The organism is Plantibacter sp. Mn2098 (genome assembly GCF_049319745.1).
In the GTDB taxonomy this organism is placed as follows: domain Bacteria; phylum Actinomycetota; class Actinomycetes; order Actinomycetales; family Microbacteriaceae; genus Plantibacter.
In genome coordinates, this window is sequence record NZ_JBMOUH010000012.1 from 15,265 (window position 1) to 34,156 (window position 18,892).

The window sequence follows — 18,892 nt, forward strand, 5'->3', positions numbered from 1 at the left end:
TGGCGGCTTGCGCGTAAGATATAAGAGCCGATCCGCAAGGAGCACCCACCACCCATGAGCGTATCCCTCACCGCCGAACAACAGGCGGTCTTCGACCGCATCGAGGGCACCAGGGAGCACGTGTTCGTCACGGGTCGAGCCGGTACCGGCAAGTCCACGCTCCTCAACCATCTCGCGTGGAACACCTCGAAGCAGCTCGTCATCTGCGCACCGACGGGCGTTGCTGCGCTCAACGTCGGCGGACAGACCATCCACTCGCTCTTCCGACTGCCGATCGGGCTCATCGCCGATCACGACATCGAGCAGAACGATCAGACGCGCAAGCTGCTGAACGCGATCGACACCCTCGTGGTGGACGAGGTGTCGATGGTGAGCGCCGACCTCATGGACGCGATGGACCGCAGCCTGCGTCAGGCGAGGCAGCGCCCGCACGACCCGTTCGGCGGGGTGCAGGTCGTGCTGTTCGGCGACCCGTATCAGCTCGCACCGGTCCCAGGCAGCCCGGACGAGCGCGCCTACATCAAGGACACCTACCGTTCCTTCTGGTTCTTCGACGCGAAGATCTGGCAGGAGGTGCCGTTGCGCATCATCGAGCTGACCGAGATCCACCGCCAGCACGAAGCCGACTTCAAGTACCTGCTGAACGGTGTCCGGCACGGGCAGGTGACGGCTGAGATGGCCGGACGTCTGAACAGCACCGGCGCCCGGACGCCACCGGACGACGGCGTGATCACGCTCGCGAGCCGCAACGACACGGTCAACCGGATCAACGCGGCAGCACTCGCGAAGCTGGGCGGGCGCATCCTCACGGCGAAGGCCGAGGTGTCCGGCGACTTCGGCGGACGTGCGTTCCCGGCGGACGAAGCGCTCGACCTCAAGGTGGGCGCCCAGGTCATGTTCCTCCGCAACGACGCTGAGCAACGATGGGTGAACGGAACACTCGGGACGGTCACGAAGGTCGACTCCAACGTGTGGGTCGATGTCGACGGCGAGGTCTTCGAGGTGGAACCGGCAACCTGGGAGAAGCACAAGTACTCGTACTCGGCGGCGACGAAGCAGCTGAAGCGCGACATCGTGGCGGAGTTCACGCAGTTCCCGTTGCGGCTGGCGTGGGCGGTCACCATCCACAAGTCGCAGGGGAAGACCTACGACCGGGCGATCGTTGACCTCGGCACGCGCGCGTTCAGCCCCGGGCAGAGCTATGTGGCGCTCAGTCGCATCTCGACCCTCGACGGGCTGTACCTGACGCGTCCGCTGCGGCCGAGCGACATCATCGTGGACACCGACGTCGAACGGTTCATGAGCGGGCGGTAGGCGCGAGGACGGCTGCGCCGTTGCGGTGCGGATGCGCTGCGGGCAGGGCTCATCGGCGGGCCCTTGCCGGTGCATCGGCAGGCTCGCGGGCGCGCCCCTAGACGGTCTCTGACGTCCGAGAGCCGGATGGCGGCGTCGACACCGGCAGGGATACGCGACGGATGTTTGACTGACGCCTCCCGCATGCGGGGTTTCACACGGGCGTCGACAGCCGTTCATCGGGGCGTCGGCTCTGGTTCCACCTGATCGACCATCGTCGTTCGGGTTCGTCACCGCCTGCCGGACCCAGATCCGGCAGGCGACGACCGAGTCCTCCAACGACCGGCCGAGCACGGACGCCTCCCAGCACCACTCCGCAGCTCGAACAGAAGGAACGTTGTGACCCCGTCATCCCCCGACGCCCCACGCTCATTCACCCGCCGACAGGCCCTCGTGATGCTCGGCTCAGCCGCCGCAGCCAGCGCCATCGTGCTCACCGACCCGTTCGGCCGGCCGATCACCGCGAACGCCGCCGAGGTCGACATCCCCCTGCTCAGCACCGCGTCGACGACCTGGCGCTATTCGGACCTCAATGTGGACCCGGCCGCCGGCGGCGACGTGCTCGCCTGGACGAAGGCCGGCTACGACGAAACCGCCTGGAAGAGTGCGAAGGGGAGCTTCGGCGCCAAACGCGGCCTCACAACGGGCATGGGCGGCGGCTACGCCGTCAACACGCTCCTCACCCAGTACACGCAGCCGGGCGGATCCGTCTGCATCCCCACCTACTTCTTCCGCACCACCTTCGAACTCACCGCGACGCAGCTCGCGGAGATCCAGACGCTCAGCGGCTCGGCTGTCTACGACGACGCATTCATCCTGTACGTCAACGGGCAGAAGGCCGCAGGGGTCGCCGATGGCGCGATCGACCCGACGAAGAACATCCAGTACTCCGGGAAGTCCGTCTCCGACCCGCAGAAGGCGGACTTCACGGTCGGCAAGTCGCTGCTCAAGGAGGGCACGAACACGGTCGCCGTCGCCCTCTACCAGAGCGATGCTGGCAGCTCCGACATCTACTTCGACCTCCTCACCCTCGTCGCGTCGACCACTGCGGTGACCGCGCAGGTCTCGGACGTCGTCCTCAACATCGGCGCCGACGTCACGAGCCTCAACCTCGCCTGGTACACGACCTCCGGCATCGCGGAATCCGTGCAGCTCGCCCCGGCCGGCGGCTCCTTCGCCGGCGCGACGAGCTTCCCTGCGACCGGTGCCGCATCGACCGACGGACAGGAGTACCGGCACGCGACCATCACCGGCCTCACCGCGAACACCGCCTACCAGTACCGGGTCGGCAGCGACGACGGGGTCTGGTCCGACACCTTCACCTTCTCCACGAAGGCGTTCACCGGCGACTTCAGCTTCCTCCTCATCGGCGACTCGCAGATCGGCGCCTCCGGCAACGCGACGAACGATGCCGCCGGCTGGGCGACCACGCTGGAAAAGGCGTCGACGCTGCTCCCGGACAGTCGCTTCATCCTGTCGGTCGGCGACCAGGTGGACTCCGCGGCCAACGAGAACCAGTACGCGGGCTTCCTCGCGCCGAAGCAGCTGACGAGCACACCGCTCATCACGAACATCGGCAACCACGACGTCTCGAGCCTCGCCTACCGTCAGCACTTCAACATGCCGAACATCGACGAGACCTATGGACAGGGCAACGCCGGCCAGTCCGGCGGCAACTACTGGTTCGTCTACAACGACGTCCTCTTCATCTCCTTCAACTCCAACAACCGCGAGAACGCGCGGCACGTCGAGTACGTGGCGAAAATCGTCAAGGAGCAGGGCGGCGGCAAGAAGTGGATCGTCGTCCACTTCCACCACTCGATCTTCAGCGTCGCCTCGCACGCGACCGATGCGGACATCATCGAGCGCCGCGGCGTCTTCCCAGCAGGATTCAGCGAGATCGGCGTGGACCTCGTCGTGATGGGACACGACCACGTGTACACGCGCTCGTACCTCATGAACGGCAACCAGAGCGTCGCGCAGCAGGCGAAGGGCACGGTCGTCCCGAAGGACGGCGACGTCTTGTATCTGACGGCGAACTCGTCGAGCGGCAGCAAGTTCTACGAGATCCAGGAGGGCCAGGACTTCTTCTGGGCGGAGGTCGAGAACCAGGAGCACATCCCGAACATGACGAACGTGCGGGTGACGGACGACGCGATCACGCTCACGACGTACCGTGTCTCCGACCTGACCGTCGTCGACGAGGTCCGGTTGGAGAAGGCCGATACGGTCGCGCCGGTCATCACGGCTCCTGCGTCGACGACGCTCACCGTGGGCGACGCATTCGATCCGATGGCCGGGGTCACGGCCCTCGATGCGCGCGATGGCGACCTCACGGCGAAGATCGTCGTGACCGGCACGGTCGACCCGTCCAAGACCGGCACCTACAGCCTGACCTACTCGGTGAGCGATGCGGCCGGCAACGCGGCATCGGTGAATCGTGCGGTCACGGTGGTGGCGCGTGGGGTCATCACCCCGACGCCCTCGCCTTCGCCGAGCGCTCCAGGTGCAGGGTCCGGTGGGTCCGGTGCAGTCGGTGGCGGGCTGGCGTCGACCGGTGTGAACTCGGGCGGGTTCGTTGCGGCGGCCGTTGCGGCGCTCGCCGCGGGTGGTGCACTCATCGCCGGCAAGCGCCTGTCGAAGCGGGGCACGACGTCATCGGGTCCGGCTGACGGGCCGGACATCGACTCCACCGCCGTCTGACAGGACGAAGCATCGAGCACAACTCCTTCGATCGCGAACCGGTCAGCAGCCTCGACCCCGGAATTCCGGGGTTCTTGGTCGCCGAGGGGCACGAATTGAAGGAGTTGTGCTCGATGGGAGGAGCCGTCGGCGATGGACGGCCGCAGACGAGAGGCGTCAGGCGAGAGGGGGCAGACCTCAGGGGGTAAACCTCAGCGGGTAGACCTCAGGGGGCAGACCAGGGGAGGAGCTTCAGAGGCGCAGCGTCAGGCGATTGCGGTCGCGGAAGAACCGGCCTTGGCATCGGCCAGGTCGCGGAACAGGTCGGTGTTGAAGCGGTACGCGACCATGACCTCATCGATCACCCGCGCCTGCTCCGCCTCGTCCCACGGGACAGAGTCGAGCTGCTCGCGGTAGACGTCCTTGAACTCCTTGGGCTTCGCGATGTCGCCGAAGAGGTAGAACCCGACGCCATTGGTGTCGAAACCGAACTGGCGCTGCATGAGCGTGCGGATGATCTGGCCGCCGGAGAGATCGCCGAGGTAACGCGTGTAGTGGTGAGCGACGAACCCGCCGGCCCACACGGCGCCGACCTCGTTGATGCGGGCGACATACCGCTCAGTGGTGGGGAGCGGCGAGATGTGGTCGCGGAAATCCGGACCGATGAGGAACTCGAGATCCTGCTCGATGGCCGGGAGACGCGTCAGCTTGTCGCTGATGAACGGGGCCGCGATGGGGTCCTTGCGCATGCGGTCGGCTGCAGCCTCGAGGGCCTCGTAGATGAAGAAGTGCTGCGCGACGAGAGCCACGTAGTCTTCCTTGGTGCCCTTGCCCGTCATGAGGTCGCTCATGAAGTCGGCGCCCTCGCTGGAGGAGTGGCCCGTTGAGGTGCGCTCGCGCAGGGCCTGCGAGAAGGGGATCACGTTGCTCATGTCGACTCCGGGGGACGCGGCGGCGGACGCCTTGTGGTTAGGGTGGCCTTAGTCTAGCCAGTTTCCGTGAGTCGCCGTGGTGAATTTCCTGCGCATCCGCCAAGAGGCGGTCCCGCGGCTGTCGACCGATGCGGATCGAATGGCAATGCGGGCACCGTCGGATGAGGCGACGATGCCCGCATACGTCCCGCCTGCGAAAGGGATCGGGACGGTCTGGGGAGGTCCGATGAGTCTGCGGCCGGTTGACGTGCGGCTACTTGCGGCTAGTGACGCGCGTGCTCCGAGAATCCGTGGGTTCCGTGCGGGACGGCATGCTCGCCGGCGTTGGTGAGCGCCAGGGCCGGCGTGGTCAGGGCGGCGACGATGAACCCGCCGGCCGTGACGCCGAGGAGGAACCGGCCGGCGGAGGTGCCGCGCGCCGGTGATCTCGTGACTTCGGGGTGTCGGTGGTCAGAAGCGTCTGTCTGCGCGGATTGCTGCTGCTCGGCGCGGAAGCGGATCGCGAGCACGATCGCCACGTACAGGAGCATGACCGATGACGCGAGCAACGGGACGAGCGGCAACCCGCCGACCGCCTCCGGCACGATGCCGCCGAGCGCGGCGAGGACGACCCACGCGAGGATCGCGCCGACCGCGGCACCGAGCGAGACACGCGATGCCGGCACACGGTCACGGGCGAGGACGAGGACGGCCCACACCATCGCGAGCAGGCCGATCGCAACGAGGACGACCGCCGAGACCGGGGCCGATCCCGCACCGACCGCCGTGTAGACCAGACCCGCGCCGAGGGCGGCGAAGGCGAGGAGGACGTTGCCGAGGGATGTCATGAGGTGCTCCGCTCGTGGGGTAGGCCCTTCGACAAGCTCAGGGACCGGGGCGTGGGGTTGTGGACCGGGGGCCCTTCGACAGGCTCAGGGACCGGGGCGTGGGGGGTCAGCGAGTGCGAGAGGGGTGCGCCCGGAGGCCGGTGTCGTGACCGGCCCCCGGACTTCCCCCTGGCTAGGCCGTTACCGGCCGAGCCTGCTTGTCCGCTGAGAGGCCGACTCCCAGCAGGACGACTGCACTGGCCAGGTGCAGGAAATGGTCGGCCGTGTTGAGGGCGAGGATGTTCAACGCCGAACCGACGATGAAGAACCCGACCACACCGAGCAACAGGTACACGGCGCCGACCACGGTGTTGACGGACTTGGCTGCCTGGACGTTCGAGACGCCCGCGATCAGCAGAGCGGCTCCGATGAGCACGTGGGCGATGTTGTGCAACGGGTTCACTTCGAAGATCCCGAGCAGCAGGCCACCCTGGGTCGCGATGAGTTGGACGCCGCCCGTGACGGCGAATCCGAGCAACCCGACGAGCACATAGACGGCCCCGAAGATGGTCGCCAACAGACGGTTGGGTGATTGACGCATGATGTTGCCTCCTTGCTCGACTGCGACATATGCCGCGGCGCGACTGCGGCATATGCCGCGTTCACAGGAGGTTCGGAGGCGTCTCACAAACGGATTGGTCGAATCGGAGCATCAGCGGCGAATCGATGGCAGACGCCCAGATCCCCGGCGTGTAAGGCCGGTCATGCTGCCAGTGCCATCCGGGTCACACCGACCGGGCAGTGCTCAGGCGTGTGGGCGCGGCTCGACGCCGAGACGTGCGCAGGACGCGTCGTACAGTGCCACGATCTCGCGGCGGACCTCCGCACGCTCCGTGATCGGCCCGCCCGGCCACGCGACATCGCCACTCGTCGTCTCGCCCGCCGCGGTGGTCCATGCCCAGGTCCCCCCTGCGCCGTCGAACGTCGTCATCGAGACGTCCGTGGCCGTCGCATCGAGGAACGCGTGCACGATCAACACGTTGTCATCGGGGTGGTCGCCGTTCATGTGAGCGAGGACGGCATCGACGATTGCCGGGGCGTATACCTGTGCGTTCATAACTCCTAGATAACACCATCGACTCAGAGTGCCCATCACAGGCGATCCATAGGTTCGGTCGCGACACGCGCGGTTAGACTCGGACGGGCAGGACAGACGTGCCCGTTTCATCAGGGGGATGAATGACTGAGAAGGTTTCGCGAGCTCGCCGCATCGGCGCTCTCGTCACAGCGGCAGCGCTCGCCGTTGTGCTCGCAGCATGCTCCGGCCCCTCGGTCGCCCTCACCGATTTCCCCAAGCAGGCAGAGGGCGACTTCTCGAAGGACACCCGCACCGCCATCACCAAGGCGGTCGAGGCCGCGGTGACGCAGTCCGGTTCGTCCGGCGCCATCGTCGGCGTGTGGGCCCCCTGGGCCGGCAGCCTCGTGGAGGGCGTCGGGACCACCAAGGCCGGCGGCTCCACCAAGATGGACCCGTCCATGGTCTACCGCATCGCGGACGGCACCCGGCCGATGACCTGCACGGTTCTGCTGCAGCTCGTCGACGAGGGCAAGGTCAAACTCGACGACAAGGTCTCCGACACGCTCCCGCAGGTGCAGGGCATCGAGGGGATCACCTACGGTCAGCTCTGCCAGAACACCTCCGGGCTCGGCAGCTACAGCGGTGCGCTGCAGACGCAGTTCGTCACGAACCCCACACGCAACTGGTCGATGGCGGAGATCCTCGCCAACGGACTCTCCACCGGCACCCGCACGTCCCCCGGCGCGCTCTACGCATCGAGCGACACCGGCTACATCCTGCTCGGCATGGCGCTGCAGCAGATCACCGGCCAGTCCTGGCAGTCGCTGTACAACCACTACATCTTCTCCCCGCTCGACATGAAGCAGTCGTCCTTCCCCGAAGTGCAGAACGTCGAGCTCCCGGGCTCCACCTACCCGCACGGGTACACGACCACCCGTCTGGCGGACGGCACCTTCCAGTGCGACACGCCGGTCGACGACACGAAGCTGTCCTCCTCGATGGTGTGGACCGCCGGCGGCGTGGTGTCGAGCATCGGCGACATGCAACGGTTCACGCAGGCGATGGCCTCCGGCGCGCTGCTCGCCCCCGGCACCTACAAGAAGCAGTGGGCGAACCCCGTTCCACTCGGCGGGGACTCGCCCGCGTGGCAGAGCTACGGCATCGGAGCCATGCAGCTCGGTCCGCTGCGTGGACAGTACGGCGCCATCCCCGGGTACCTGTCGGCCGCGTTCGCCGACCCGGTGTCCGGCCTGACGGTCGTCGTGATGCTTAACAACTCCACCGCGGGAGCCGGGTTCGTTAAAGAACTGACCATGCAGCTGGCGTCCATCGGTTCCAAGGCAGCCCCCGTCTCCGGGCAGAAGGCGCCGGACATCCAGCTGCCGTGGTCCGAGCAGCAGGCCGCCGAAGCACTCGCGGCTGCAGCGATGACGTGCGCGCCTCCGGCCGCTGCACCGACCGACCCGCCCGCCGAACCCGCTGCGGGCTGAGACCGGCGCTCGCCTGCACGCTTGGGCGGCTGCGCGCCTGCACGCTTGGGCGCTTGGGCGCTTGGGCGTTTGGGCGCTTGGGCGTTTGGGCGCTTGGGCGTTTGGGCGCTTGGGCGCTTGACCGCTTGGCCGGGCATCGTGCGTCTCTGACGGTTTGTGCCTGTCGGAGGCCGTTGCGTCTCCGTAGGGTTGGCGCATGACGATCACACCGGACACGAAGAACTGGACCTGGGTCCTCGAGCGGGCCTGCCCCGAGTGCGGCTTCGACGCATCCATCGTGCCGTTGAACGAGTTGCCGCAGGACATCCGGGAGAACGTCATCGCATGGGGCCCAGTCCTCGAACGCGACGACGTGCGCGACCGGCCGGACGACAGCACCTGGTCGGCGCTCGAATATGCGGCGCACGTGCGCGACGTCTTCCGGATCTTCGGGGTGCGGCTCGCGCGCATCGTCGGCGAGGACGATCCGCTCTTCGAGAACTGGGACCAGGACGCCACGGCGGTCGCCGAGCGATACGGGGAGCAGGACCCGGCGACAGTGGGGCGGGAGCTGTCGATTGCGGGGGAGGCGCTCGCTGCCGCATTCGAGGCGGTGCCGGCCGGCGACATCGGGCGCACCGGGCGGCGGTCGGACGGTGCCGTGTTCACGGTGGAGACGCTCGGCCGATACCTGATCCACGACCCGGTGCACCACCTATGGGATGTGAGTCACGGGTCAGAGCGAGAAGCCGCCGTCTGAAACGAGGACTCGCCCCACGACCCAGCGGCCGGCGTCGGTCGACAACCACGCGATGAGGCGTGCGACGTCCTCCGGCTCGCCGAACCGGCCGAACGGGGTCTCCCCGAGCATCGCGGCGGTCTGCTCGACCGAACGATCCGTAGTCTCCGGATCGAGGTAGCCCGTGTTGACCGGGCCCGGATTGATCGTGTTGAGGACGATGTCGGCGTCGAGCAACTCCTTCGCGACCGTCCTCGTCAGCCCGGCGAGCACCGATTTGCTGCCCGCATACGCGACCTCGCCCGGCATCGAGTCCTGGTGCTGACCGGACGTCATCCAGAACACGCGACGGCCCGAGCGCTCATCGGCCGGGCCGGTGCGATGCAGGCGCTGCCCCGGCTGAGCGGGCGCTGTCGGAGTGGCGGCGGCAGTCTGGGGGCTGGACGGGTCGGACGGCTGAGCATCGCGATCCAACGCACGCCGGGCGAACTCCGCCGTGAGGAGCAGCGTGGCCCGGGCATTGACCTGCCAATGGCCGTCGAGCTTCTCCGCCGTCATGTCGAAGATCGAGCCGTCAGCACCGCTCCGCGCCTGATTGCAGACGACGATGTCGAGACGGCCGGTGAGCGACGTCGCAGCCTCGATGAGGCGGGCCGGCGCATCGGGGAGCCCCAGGTCGAAGCTGAGATCGCCCAGCTGCGTCTCGGGAGCAGCGGCTTCGCGGAGTGCGGCGCGGACCGACGCGAGGTCGTCTGAACCCCACGGTTGACCGGCATCGTGCGGTGAGTAGTGATGGAAGAACACGTCCGCGCCGAGCGAGGCGAGATGGGACGCGACCGCGAAGCCGATGCCGCGACGGCGCGAGACGCCGGTGACGAGGGCCGTCTTCCCGCGGAGGGGGAGGGGTGACGTTGAAGGCGAAGGCGAGGGCGAACTGATGGACGGGACGTTGGACATGGCCGACTCCAGAGTGAGTAGCGAACGGATCGTGTGCGCTGACGCATCCGCTGACGCGGATTCACTGCTGAAGTGTCATGACGTCTCCTCCGGTGGGGGCCGTGGCGGCTGTGGTGGCAGGGTGCCGGCGCGCGTTCACGGTCCTGGGACCCTATCGCGGATCGGCTGTGTGAGGGAAGGTGAACCGCGCGAGAGAAGGAGTGTTGTGCGGAGAACGTCCTTCTCTCGCGCGGTTGTCCTTGTGCGGTGCGGTGCGGTGCGGCTGGCTGGCTGGCTGGGGGCCGGCGGGCCGCGCCGAGGCGTGAGCGCGACGTGAGCGGGATGTAACCGGCCGACGGCCGCCGGTGCGACCCGTCCGCTACGGTTTTCGGCAGGGGAACGCCCGCTGACGAACGGAGACCACCCGTGGAGACGCTCATCATCATCGTGCTCGGGCTCATCGCGATCGCCGGGGCGACGATCATCGGACCCAAGGTCGGAGTCGCGACGCCGCTCCTGCTCGTGGTCGTCGGCATCGGGGTGAGCTTCCTGCCGTTCATCCCCGTCGTCGAGGTCGAACCGGAGTGGATCCTCGCCGGGCTGCTGCCCCCGCTGCTCTACTCCGCGTCCGTCTCGATGCCGAGCATGGAGTTCCGACGTGAGCTCAACGCGATCGGCGGGCTGTCGATCGTGCTCGTGGTCCTGTCATCGGTCATCCTCGGATTCTTCTTCTCGCTCGTGATCCCCGGGCTCGGCATCTGGTGGGGGATCGCGCTCGGCGCCGTCATCAGCCCCACCGACGCCGTCGCGACATCGATCGTCAAACGATCCGGGGTGTCCGGGCGCATCGTCGCCGTCCTCGAAGGGGAGAGCCTCCTCAACGACGCGACAGCGCTCGTCCTGCTGCGGGCGGCGATCGCAGGCGCGGCGGCGTCGATCTCGCTGTGGGGAGTCGTCGGGAACTTCCTGTTCGCGGTCGCGGTCGCAGCCGCCATCGGCATCGTCGTCGGATTCGGGAACCTGTGGCTGCGATCCAAAGTCGCCGACTCCACCGTCAACACCGTCATCTCGTTCACGGTGCCGTTCCTCGCGTCGATCCCGGCCGAACTCCTCGGCGCATCCGGTCTCGTCGCCGCGGTCGTCGCTGGCCTCATCACCGGACACGGGGCCGCGCGGGTGCTGTCGCCGCAACATCGTGTGTCCGACGTGCAGAACTGGCGGACCGTCGAGCTCGTCCTCGAGGGCATCATCTTCCTCGTGATGGGGCTCGAACTCGCGGGGATCGTCGCGGACGTCAGCGACGAGCCGGACGGGTTGCTGATCGCCGTCGGCGTCGCAGCCGCCGCCCTCGTGATCACGATCGTGGTCCGAGCGCTGTATGTGGCGCCGCTCATCGCGCTGCTCCGGGTGCGGGCGAGGCGCGGCGAACGGATGAAATCACGGATCGTCGACTTCCAGGAGCGGCTCGGAGACCGGGATTCCCTCGAACCGGATGAGTTCCGGCGGGGCCGGGTGCCGTCGGAGAACCAGCTGGCGCGCGGTGCGACGAGGATGCGGCGGGCGCTCGCCGACATCGACTACTTCCTCGCGGCGCCGCTCGGCTGGCGGGAGGGCGCGGTCGTCGTCTGGGCCGGCATGCGCGGCGCGGTGACGCTCGCCGCCGTGCAGACGCTCCCCGAGACGCCGCACCGGTCGCTGCTGGTGCTGATCGCATTCATCGTGGCGGCTTCGTCGTTGCTCATCCAGGGTGGGACGCTCGCGCGGGTCGTGCGCTGGGTGAAGCCGGCGGTGGCGGATCCGGTCAATGCGGAGGAGCGCGAGCGGGTGATGGCGCTGTTGCGCGATGCGGCGGCGAGTGTGACGTTGGCCGATGTCGACGGCGGGACGCGGGTCGCGGCGGCGCTCGAGGGGCGGATGAGGAGTATCGGTGCTGGTGGCGAAGTCGGACCAGACGAGCCAGACAGGCCTGCCGGTGCGGGTGTCGGTGCGGCCATCGGCGAGGACGGCGGCGGCACCGGTGGGACGTCGTCCGGCGCTGTGGCCGAGCAGGCCCAGCCGGTGAGCGACCTGCTCGAAGGAGTCGGCGTCGAACGCGATCAGAACTCGCACCTCGTCTGGAAGCGGCTCGCGATCGCCAGGATCAATGCGCAGCGGAATGCCATTCTGGACGCGCGCGATGACGGCGCGTTCAGCGCCGGTCTGCTCAGCACGGTCCTCGGGAATCTCGACGCCGACCAGATCGCGATCGAGCGGAAGGGCCCGCCCGTCTGATCGGTTGTCCACAATTCCGGAACTCTGCGGCCGGAATGCGCTTGGCTGGCGCGGAATGCGCATGCTTTCGGCGTTTGGGCATGAGAGTTCCGGAATTGTGAACAGGCCGTGGGGCCGGTCGGCGTGGGGTCAGTCGGCCAGGGGTGCGATGGGGTGGGGCGGGACGTCGTGGACGACGACGGGGTGCAGATGACGGCGGGCGATGGCGCCCGGACACGGGACCGCGACGAGGTCGCCGATCCGGAGATCGCCCGGTAGACCGGCGAGGTGGAGTGGCCAGCACTCGTCGGACGAGGGTTCGGCGGCGGCATCGGGAGCGGCTGAAGCGGCGGTACCGGCGGCACCGGGAGCGGCGGCAGCGGCGGCAGCAGCGGGAGCGGCGGCGGGATCGGTGATGCTGCCGCGCTCGGTCTCGATGCCGCGGATCGCGACGATGCTCGTGTGTGCGGTGGACACCCGGCCGATGAGGCGCAGTTCCGACCAGACCGCGTTGACGTCGTCCAGGTCGGCGTCGATCGTGGCGATGAGGGTCCCGCCGGCGCTGACGCCGACACCCGTGACGCTCGCCAGGACGACCGTCGCCTGCTCGGACGCGGACGGCCGACCGCCGCTGCGGGGGATGACCGCCGGCGCCGTGTGGACGCAGGGGGTTCCGCACCATTCGGCGAGTCTGGTCAATGAGACTCCGGCGATGACGACATCGGTCGTGGTGGCGGCGGTGGTCGCCGGCCAGGATTCGGGGTCGAGCGGATCGGGGATGCTGCGACGCAGCGAGGGGAGGATGGTGGTGAGGGTCATGACCGTGCTGATCCGGTGGTGGTGTGACCCTGAGCCGATGCGGCGCGGGCGGTGGACGACGCGTCCCGCGCAGTGGCGCGGGCGGTGGACGACGCGTCCCGCGCAGTGGCGCGGGCGGTGGACGATGCGCTTCGGGCTGATGGGGCCGAGGCGCCGGTGGTGCATCCGGTGTTCATGCATCCGGTCTACGCCTGCCGCGACGTCCCCGCCACGACCCACACGCAATCCTCACGCTCGTGACCCCATCCCGAACGCCTTCCTCGCAGCCCGCGAACGGTCAGTCGTGGCTGCTCTGGCGGGGCCATTCCAGCCATGACCGCCAGCTCGCGAGCTGACGGTTGTGGCTAGATACAGTGCGTGAGAACCGCCACGAGTGACAGTTCGCGGGTAGGGTCGGGGCATGAGCGCGCGGATGCGACGGTGGACGGGATGGGTGCTCGTCGCGGCCGGACTCGCGCTCGACCTCGGCGGAATCGTGTTGCTCCCGCAGATCATCAACCCGACTGCCGCGCACTACCTCGCGATCGTCGGGGGCCTGCTCGTGATGCAGAGCGGACTCCTCATCCTGCTGGACCGACCGGCGCTCGGCCGTCAGAGCAGGTTCCGGTTCGTGACGCTGCTGGTCGTCGGACTGCTGCTGCTCGCCGGCGGAATCGTCCTCGGATTCACCAGCCGATCGCTCCTCGGCGAACTGACGAGTGTGAGCCTCGTCGCACTCAGCCTCGCCCTCCTCGTCAGCATCCTCGTCCGACGAGCACGCGATGCCCGACGGGCGGCGGCGGCAGACACCCCGCCAGCACGAGACGCACCGGCATCGGCGGATGCGGCCGAAGCGGCGGCAGACACGACGGCAGACCGTCCGGCATCGGCATCGGCACCTGCGCAGACAGCACCGACAGCACCGACGACCGTCGACACGGCGACCACGGACCTCCAGCCCGCCGAGATCCGCGACTGAAACACTTCAGTTGGCCCCCATCTGAGGGCGAACTACCGAAATAGCCAGGGTGGTGGCCATCCAGGTTTTTCGGGTGGTCACGCGTGGGTTACTGTGCAGGGAGCGGGTCGCATGGCGCCCGCATCGCCTCCCTTCACTGATCACGAAAGTCCCGCCCATGCAGCCGCCGCACGCATTCACCATTGCTCAGCGAGCCGGACACCGATTGCGCGCAGTCGGCCCGATTCAGATCCCCTTTATGGCCGTGATGGTCATCATCTTCCTCACGGTCGACGCCCTCGTCGATCTCGCGCCACAACCGAACGCCATCTTCCTCGGCGGTGTGCTCACCGCTGCGGGGACGACCGTGCTCGCAGCACTCCTTCCGTGGGAATCGATTGCACACGCCTGGATCGCGATCATCCCGATCCTCGACTTCGTCGCCGTCGCCCTCGTGCGGGACGCCGCCGGCATTCTCGTGCCGGGGATCGGTGGACTCGTCTTCTTCCCGGTGCTGTGGCTGGCGTACGAATTCGCAGCGTGGACCGTCTGGTTCTCGATCCTCGGGTCCCTCTTCGTCGGCGTCTTCCCGTTCCTGCGCGGCGGCGACATCCCCTCGACACCGCTCGGATGGGCGAAGGTGCTGATGCTGCCGGTCACCGCGACCGGCATCGCGATCTCAGTGAGGTTCGCAGCGGAGCGTCTGTCCCGGCATCGCGACACGCTCAAGCGAACGGCGGCGGATCTGCGGTCTGCGCTCGCCGCTGAGGAGCAGGAACGGCTCGCGTTGTCCGCCATCGAAGACACCGTGGACGCGGCCATCACCGTGATCGACACGAGTGGCCGCATCGTGCGTCGCAACCGCCTGGCACTCGATTTCGCGATGCTCGCCGGCGCGGAGAGCGAGACGGCGAACCCGGTCCACGTCCATGAGGGCGGGCAGTCGACCGAGATCCCCGCGAGTCCGGCGGCGATGGCGCAGGCGCTCATCGACGGGCCGCTCAACGGGCGCACGCTGTGGATCGGGGTGCCACCGAACCAGGTCGCCGTGATGGTGCGCTCGCGAGTGGTCGAGGGGGAGGACGGTCAACCGTTCGGGACGGTCGTCATCGCCCACGACGTCACGCGCCTGCTGGAGAGCATCCGGGTGCGTGAGACGTTCCTCACGACCGTGTCGCACGAGCTGCGAACCCCGTTGACCGCGATCGTCGGCTACCTCGACCTCGTCGTCGACAAGCTGGAGATGCTCGGCGCGGAGCCGTCGAAGGAGGTCGCGGCGATCGAACGCAACGTCGACCGTCTGCTCGCCCTCGTCGCCGATCTGCTCCTCGCGGGAGGCAGCGCGGCGGCCGTCAAGCTCGTGTCGAGCGATGTCGTCCCATTGGTGATCCGGGAGATCGATGCGGTCCGGCACGCGGCCGATGCGGCGGGTGTGCGCCTCGAATTCGATCCGCCGGCCGGGTTCGCCGCGGTCATCGACGCGGTGCAGATCCGCCACGTCGTGTCTCATCTGCTGGGCAACGCCGTGAAGTTCAGCGAGTCCGGCGGCGCCGTCCGCGTGTTGTTGCAGGCCGATGCTGCGAGCTGGTCGCTCGTCGTCGCCGACGACGGCATCGGCATCGACCTGCACGAGCAATCGCAGATCTTCGAGCGCTTCTACCGGGCGGACGAGGCGGATCGGCGCGCCATCCAGGGCGCGGGGCTCGGACTGGCGATCAGCCATGCCGTGATCGATGCGCACGGCGGGAGGATCACCGTGGACAGCCTCCCCGGTCGCGGATCGACGTTCACGGTGACGATTCCGCGGTCGGGCGCCGCCGGGTAGCCGATGCCAGGGCAGGCTCGCCGCGCACACGGCCGGTGGTCACCGCAATGACGCCGCGCCCGTATCGCCCCACGGCCACATCGCCTCGTCCGGCTTCTCTGGGCGGAACCCCCAGCCGATGAGCCGCCCGAATGCCCGACGCCCGACGGCGGAGGCCGGCGCCGCGAGCGTCCGCACGATCCCGGCAGACGGCAGGTTCGCGCCGCCGCCAGGTTTGCCGACGACCGCGTGCAACCGCAGCTGGATCGCCTGCATCTGTCGCACCGGGGCCTCCCGCCGATGCTGGACGGCGGCGAGATCCGCCTCGGTCAGGTCGTGGTCGAGCAGTGGTCGGACGAGCAGGTTGGCTGCGGCGACGGCGTCCTGAACGGCGTAGTTGATGCCCACTCCGAAGGCGGGGGACATCGCGTGCGCCGCATCGCCGATCGCCAGGAACCCCGGCCGGTGCCAGCGGGGCAGCCGGTCCACCTGCACCGACAGGAGCTTGACGTCGTCCCAGCCTGATACGGCATCGATCGTCGGTTCGAGGAACGGCGTCGCGGCGAGGACGGTCCGACGGAACGCGTCGAGGCCGCGCTCGCGCACGGCGTCGAACGCGCCCTTCTGGATGAGCAGCGCGGTCTGGTAGTAGTCGGTCCTCGGGATGGTGATGACCACATCGGTGTCCGTCACGTACGCGATGGTGTCCGGCGGGTTCTCGCCGGACGGCCGTGGCACGCGGAACCAGAGGACGTCGATGGGGACGCCGTGGGCGTGCGCGACGAGCCCAGCGGATCGGCGGAGACCAGAAGTGCGGCCGTCGGCTGCGATCGTGAGGTCGGCGAGGACGTCGGTGCGGCGCCCGGCGACGCGCGCCCGTACGCCGCGCACATGCGTGTCGTAGCGGAGCAGGGTCGTTGCCTCCGCGTCCATCAGGAGCCGGAAGTTCGGCAGTTCCGATGCGGCTTCCGCGAGCAGGGCGAGGAGATCCCACTGCGGCATGAACATCAGGTGTTGCGTGCGATGGCGGCGGGAGCGGAAGTCGACGGCGGTGAACCTGACACCCTTGATCACGGCGTCGAGCGTCGGCAGCGAGGTGTGCTCGATTCGCTTCAAGCGGTCGAGCAGACCCAGCTGCTCGAGGATCTCCACGGTCGACGGATGGATCGTGTCGCCACGGAAATCACGGAAGAAGTCCTGATGCTTCTCGAGGACGACGACGTCCACGCCCGCTCGCGCGAGCAGGAGTCCGAGCATCATCCCGGCCGGCCCGCCGCCCGCGATGCAGACCATCGTCTCCATGCGCTCGGGTTCCATGCGCATCCTCCCGCCATCGCGGCGTCGGAGCAGTCGACACCGATGTGACCCCAATCGCACTCTAGACCGATGCGCGGTCGGCGTCACCCGTTGGATGGAAGCTCGCCGCGCGAGAGCGCCGCCGGTCGCAGGGGGACGGCCGGCGGCGCTCGGTTCTGGGAGGATCAGCCCTTGTACACGCCGTTGAAGTCGATCCACCAGCTCTTCGGTTGCACGTAGCCCTTGACCGATGCGGACATCGCGCGCGGGGCCGTGTCGTTGACGACGTACATCCAGCCGGCGTCCTTCGTCTCGACGCCGCCGGCCTCGGTCAGGAGCTTGGCCCGCTCCGTGTCATCGGTCGTGGTGAGCGCCTGCTGCCACAGCTTCTGGAAGTCCTGGTTGCAGTAGCCGAAGAGGCTCGTGTCGCAACCCATCGTCCAGCCCCAGCTCGACGGCTGCTCCAGGCTGAACGCCTGGTTCGCGGCCTGCCAACCCGTGTTGCCCGCACCGAGCTTGGCGTACATGCCGGCGAAGTCGACGGGGTCGAGCGTGACGCGGATGCCGGACTTCGCGAGCTGCGCCTGCAGGGCTTCGTTCATCGCCTTGGCCTGCATCGATCCAGAGCCGGACGTGATGTAGCCGACCGTGATGTCGATGCCGTTCGGGTAGCCGGCCTGGGTGAGCAGGTCCTTGGCCTTCGCCGGGTCGTACGAGTAGATGTCGTTCGCCTTGTCGTAGTACGGGCTGGCGGGCGCCATCATCTGATACGCGGGCGTCGCGGTGTCGTGGAGGAGGTCCTTCGCGATCGTTTCACGGTCGATCGCGTAGTTCATCGCCTGCCGCACGAGGATGTTGTCGAACGGCTTCTGGGTCGTCATGAGCTGCCACGACCACTCCCAGTCGAAGGAGTTGCCCGTCGTCACGAATCCGGCTGCCTTGAGGCTCGCGAAGTCGTCGGGCTGGGCCGCTTCGATCCAGTCGACACGGCCGCTGCGGAGCGCAGCGGTGCGGGCGGCCGGGTCGGGGATGAGGTCGACCGTGATGCGATCCAGCTTCGGGACCTTGCCCCAGTACTTCGTGTTCTTCGTGAAGGAGATGGACTGGTTGGCCTGCTCGGAGTCGAACACGAACGGACCCGTGCCGACGGGCTTCTTGGCCTGGCCGGCGCTGCCGTCCTTGTCGAGTGACGTCGGGCTGGCGAAGTAGACGTTGTAGAGGTCGGCGAGGAAGAACGCGAACGGCTGGTTGAGCGCGAACGTGACCGTGTCGTCGTCGACCTTCGTGACGTCCTTCACATAGGTGAGGACCGTGTAGTAGGTGATGAGCTGCGGGTCGTAGTGGGGGTCATTCTTGTCCATGTAGCGGTGGATGTTGTACAGGACGGCGTCGGCGTTGAACGGGGTGCCGTCGGTGAAGGACACGCCTTGCTGGAGGTGGAACGTGTAGCTCAGGCCGTCTGCGGCGACATCCCAGCTCTTCGCCAGAGCTGGGCCGACGCCTGCTGGTTTGTCGGGGTCGGAGACGTCGCGCTTCGTGAGGCCCTCGTAGACGAGGTTGCCGATGAGGCGTTGGCCTTCGTATCCGGCCGAGGTGATCGCTCCGGTGTCGAGGCTCGGGAGGGAGGCCATCTGGGAGCCGATGACGAGTTCCTGCTTTGAGCCGGAACCGCTGGCGCCGGAGCCTCCAGATGCGCAGCCGACAAGGAGCAGCGATGCGGCTGCGATCGTACCGATGAGCCCGAGCAGGTGACGCCTGCTGCGACCGTTGGGGTGATGCATGTGATCTCCT

15 protein-coding genes are annotated in these 18,892 nt (G+C 68.0%); 7 read left to right on the top strand and 8 right to left on the bottom strand.

The features are described 5' to 3' along the window. The first annotated feature begins 54 nt into the window (after positions 1 to 54). Positions 55 to 1,314: an ATP-dependent DNA helicase gene (locus tag ACL9RL_RS17485; protein WP_422781564.1), complete on the top strand. Its 1,260-nt coding sequence runs from the start codon at positions 55 to 57 to the stop codon at positions 1,312 to 1,314. A 378-nt stretch (positions 1,315 to 1,692) separates the two neighbouring features. Next, on the top strand, positions 1,693 to 4,056 hold the full coding sequence (locus ACL9RL_RS17490; protein ID WP_422781565.1) for an immunoglobulin-like domain-containing protein: 2,364 nt from the start codon (positions 1,693 to 1,695) through the stop codon (positions 4,054 to 4,056). Between the two features lie 245 nt (positions 4,057 to 4,301). On the opposite strand, the gene ACL9RL_RS17495 is transcribed toward ACL9RL_RS17490, so the two are convergent. From ACL9RL_RS17495 to ACL9RL_RS17510, 4 genes are all read right to left on the bottom strand, one after another. After that, positions 4,302 to 4,967 carry a heme oxygenase (biliverdin-producing) gene (locus ACL9RL_RS17495; protein ID WP_422781566.1) on the bottom strand — a complete coding sequence of 222 codons (666 nt, stop codon included), beginning with the start codon at positions 4,965 to 4,967 and terminating at the stop codon, positions 4,302 to 4,304. Between the two features lie 263 nt (positions 4,968 to 5,230). Beyond that, the gene (locus ACL9RL_RS17500; protein ID WP_422781567.1) at positions 5,231 to 5,794 is read right to left on the bottom strand and encodes a hypothetical protein; all 564 of its coding nucleotides are present in this window, start codon (positions 5,792 to 5,794) and stop codon (positions 5,231 to 5,233) included. A gap of 172 nt (positions 5,795 to 5,966) precedes the next feature. Then, positions 5,967 to 6,374, bottom strand: coding sequence for a DUF4383 domain-containing protein (locus ACL9RL_RS17505; protein WP_422781568.1), 408 nt, complete (start codon positions 6,372 to 6,374; stop codon positions 5,967 to 5,969). Positions 6,375 to 6,578: 204 nt separating this feature from the next. Beyond that, positions 6,579 to 6,890 carry a DUF2470 domain-containing protein gene (locus ACL9RL_RS17510; RefSeq protein ID WP_422781569.1) on the bottom strand — a complete coding sequence of 104 codons (312 nt, stop codon included), beginning with the start codon at positions 6,888 to 6,890 and terminating at the stop codon, positions 6,579 to 6,581. Positions 6,891 to 7,012: 122 nt separating this feature from the next. Between ACL9RL_RS17510 and ACL9RL_RS17515 the strand changes: the two genes are divergently transcribed. Then, the gene (locus ACL9RL_RS17515) at positions 7,013 to 8,341 is read left to right on the top strand and encodes a serine hydrolase domain-containing protein (RefSeq protein ID WP_422781570.1); all 1,329 of its coding nucleotides are present in this window, start codon (positions 7,013 to 7,015) and stop codon (positions 8,339 to 8,341) included. Positions 8,342 to 8,537: 196 nt separating this feature from the next. Continuing rightward, complete coding sequence (locus ACL9RL_RS17520; RefSeq protein ID WP_422781571.1) at positions 8,538 to 9,080, top strand: DinB family protein; 543 nt, start codon at positions 8,538 to 8,540, stop codon at positions 9,078 to 9,080. Here ACL9RL_RS17520 and ACL9RL_RS17525 read toward each other — a convergent pair. After that, positions 9,057 to 10,016 (bottom strand): SDR family oxidoreductase, encoded by a 960-nt coding sequence (locus ACL9RL_RS17525; protein ID WP_422781572.1) that lies wholly within the window; start codon positions 10,014 to 10,016, stop codon positions 9,057 to 9,059. The two genes, ACL9RL_RS17520 and ACL9RL_RS17525, sit on opposite strands and share 24 nt — an antisense overlap. Before the next feature lie 405 nt (positions 10,017 to 10,421). Between ACL9RL_RS17525 and ACL9RL_RS17530 the strand changes: the two genes are divergently transcribed. Further along, positions 10,422 to 12,266 (top strand): cation:proton antiporter, encoded by a 1,845-nt coding sequence (locus ACL9RL_RS17530; protein WP_422781573.1) that lies wholly within the window; start codon positions 10,422 to 10,424, stop codon positions 12,264 to 12,266. A 129-nt stretch (positions 12,267 to 12,395) separates the two neighbouring features. Here the strand turns inward: ACL9RL_RS17530 and ACL9RL_RS17535 are convergent, their stop codons facing one another. Continuing rightward, the gene (locus ACL9RL_RS17535; RefSeq protein WP_422781574.1) at positions 12,396 to 13,064 is read right to left on the bottom strand and encodes a hypothetical protein; all 669 of its coding nucleotides are present in this window, start codon (positions 13,062 to 13,064) and stop codon (positions 12,396 to 12,398) included. Between the two features lie 400 nt (positions 13,065 to 13,464). On the opposite strand from ACL9RL_RS17535, the gene ACL9RL_RS17540 reads away from it, so the two are divergent. Next, positions 13,465 to 14,022 (top strand): hypothetical protein, encoded by a 558-nt coding sequence (locus ACL9RL_RS17540; RefSeq protein WP_422781575.1) that lies wholly within the window; start codon positions 13,465 to 13,467, stop codon positions 14,020 to 14,022. A 157-nt stretch (positions 14,023 to 14,179) separates the two neighbouring features. Continuing rightward, entirely contained in the window at positions 14,180 to 15,826 is a 1,647-nt protein-coding gene (locus tag ACL9RL_RS17545; RefSeq protein ID WP_422781576.1) for a sensor histidine kinase, read from the top strand. Between the two features lie 39 nt (positions 15,827 to 15,865). On the opposite strand, the gene ACL9RL_RS17550 is transcribed toward ACL9RL_RS17545, so the two are convergent. Further along, complete coding sequence (locus ACL9RL_RS17550; protein WP_422781577.1) at positions 15,866 to 17,122, bottom strand: FAD-dependent oxidoreductase; 1,257 nt, start codon at positions 17,120 to 17,122, stop codon at positions 15,866 to 15,868. A gap of 164 nt (positions 17,123 to 17,286) precedes the next feature. After that, positions 17,287 to 18,882, bottom strand: a complete 1,596-nt coding sequence (locus tag ACL9RL_RS17555; RefSeq protein ID WP_422781578.1) for an ABC transporter substrate-binding protein — start codon at positions 18,880 to 18,882, stop codon at positions 17,287 to 17,289. Positions 18,883 to 18,892 lie beyond the last annotated feature (10 nt).

Bases quoted from the DNA above. Each gene is read 5' to 3' on its own strand.
- ACL9RL_RS17485 (WP_422781564.1), top strand. From the start codon at position 55: ATGAGCGTATCCCTCACCGCCGAACAACAGGCGGTCTTCGACCGCATC.
- ACL9RL_RS17495 (WP_422781566.1), bottom strand. From the start codon at position 4,967: ATGAGCAACGTGATCCCCTTCTCGCAGGCCCTGCGCGAGCGCACCTCA.
- ACL9RL_RS17500 (WP_422781567.1), bottom strand. From the start codon at position 5,794: ATGACATCCCTCGGCAACGTCCTCCTCGCCTTCGCCGCCCTCGGCGCG.
- ACL9RL_RS17505 (WP_422781568.1), bottom strand. From the start codon at position 6,374: ATGCGTCAATCACCCAACCGTCTGTTGGCGACCATCTTCGGGGCCGTC.
- ACL9RL_RS17510 (WP_422781569.1), bottom strand. From the start codon at position 6,890: ATGAACGCACAGGTATACGCCCCGGCAATCGTCGATGCCGTCCTCGCT.
- ACL9RL_RS17515 (WP_422781570.1), top strand. From the start codon at position 7,013: ATGACTGAGAAGGTTTCGCGAGCTCGCCGCATCGGCGCTCTCGTCACA.
- ACL9RL_RS17520 (WP_422781571.1), top strand. From the start codon at position 8,538: ATGACGATCACACCGGACACGAAGAACTGGACCTGGGTCCTCGAGCGG.
- ACL9RL_RS17525 (WP_422781572.1), bottom strand. From the start codon at position 10,016: ATGTCCAACGTCCCGTCCATCAGTTCGCCCTCGCCTTCGCCTTCAACG.
- ACL9RL_RS17535 (WP_422781574.1), bottom strand. From the start codon at position 13,064: ATGACCCTCACCACCATCCTCCCCTCGCTGCGTCGCAGCATCCCCGAT.
- ACL9RL_RS17540 (WP_422781575.1), top strand. From the start codon at position 13,465: ATGAGCGCGCGGATGCGACGGTGGACGGGATGGGTGCTCGTCGCGGCC.
- ACL9RL_RS17545 (WP_422781576.1), top strand. From the start codon at position 14,180: ATGCAGCCGCCGCACGCATTCACCATTGCTCAGCGAGCCGGACACCGA.
- ACL9RL_RS17550 (WP_422781577.1), bottom strand. From the start codon at position 17,122: ATGGAACCCGAGCGCATGGAGACGATGGTCTGCATCGCGGGCGGCGGG.
- ACL9RL_RS17555 (WP_422781578.1), bottom strand. From the start codon at position 18,882: ATGCATCACCCCAACGGTCGCAGCAGGCGTCACCTGCTCGGGCTCATC.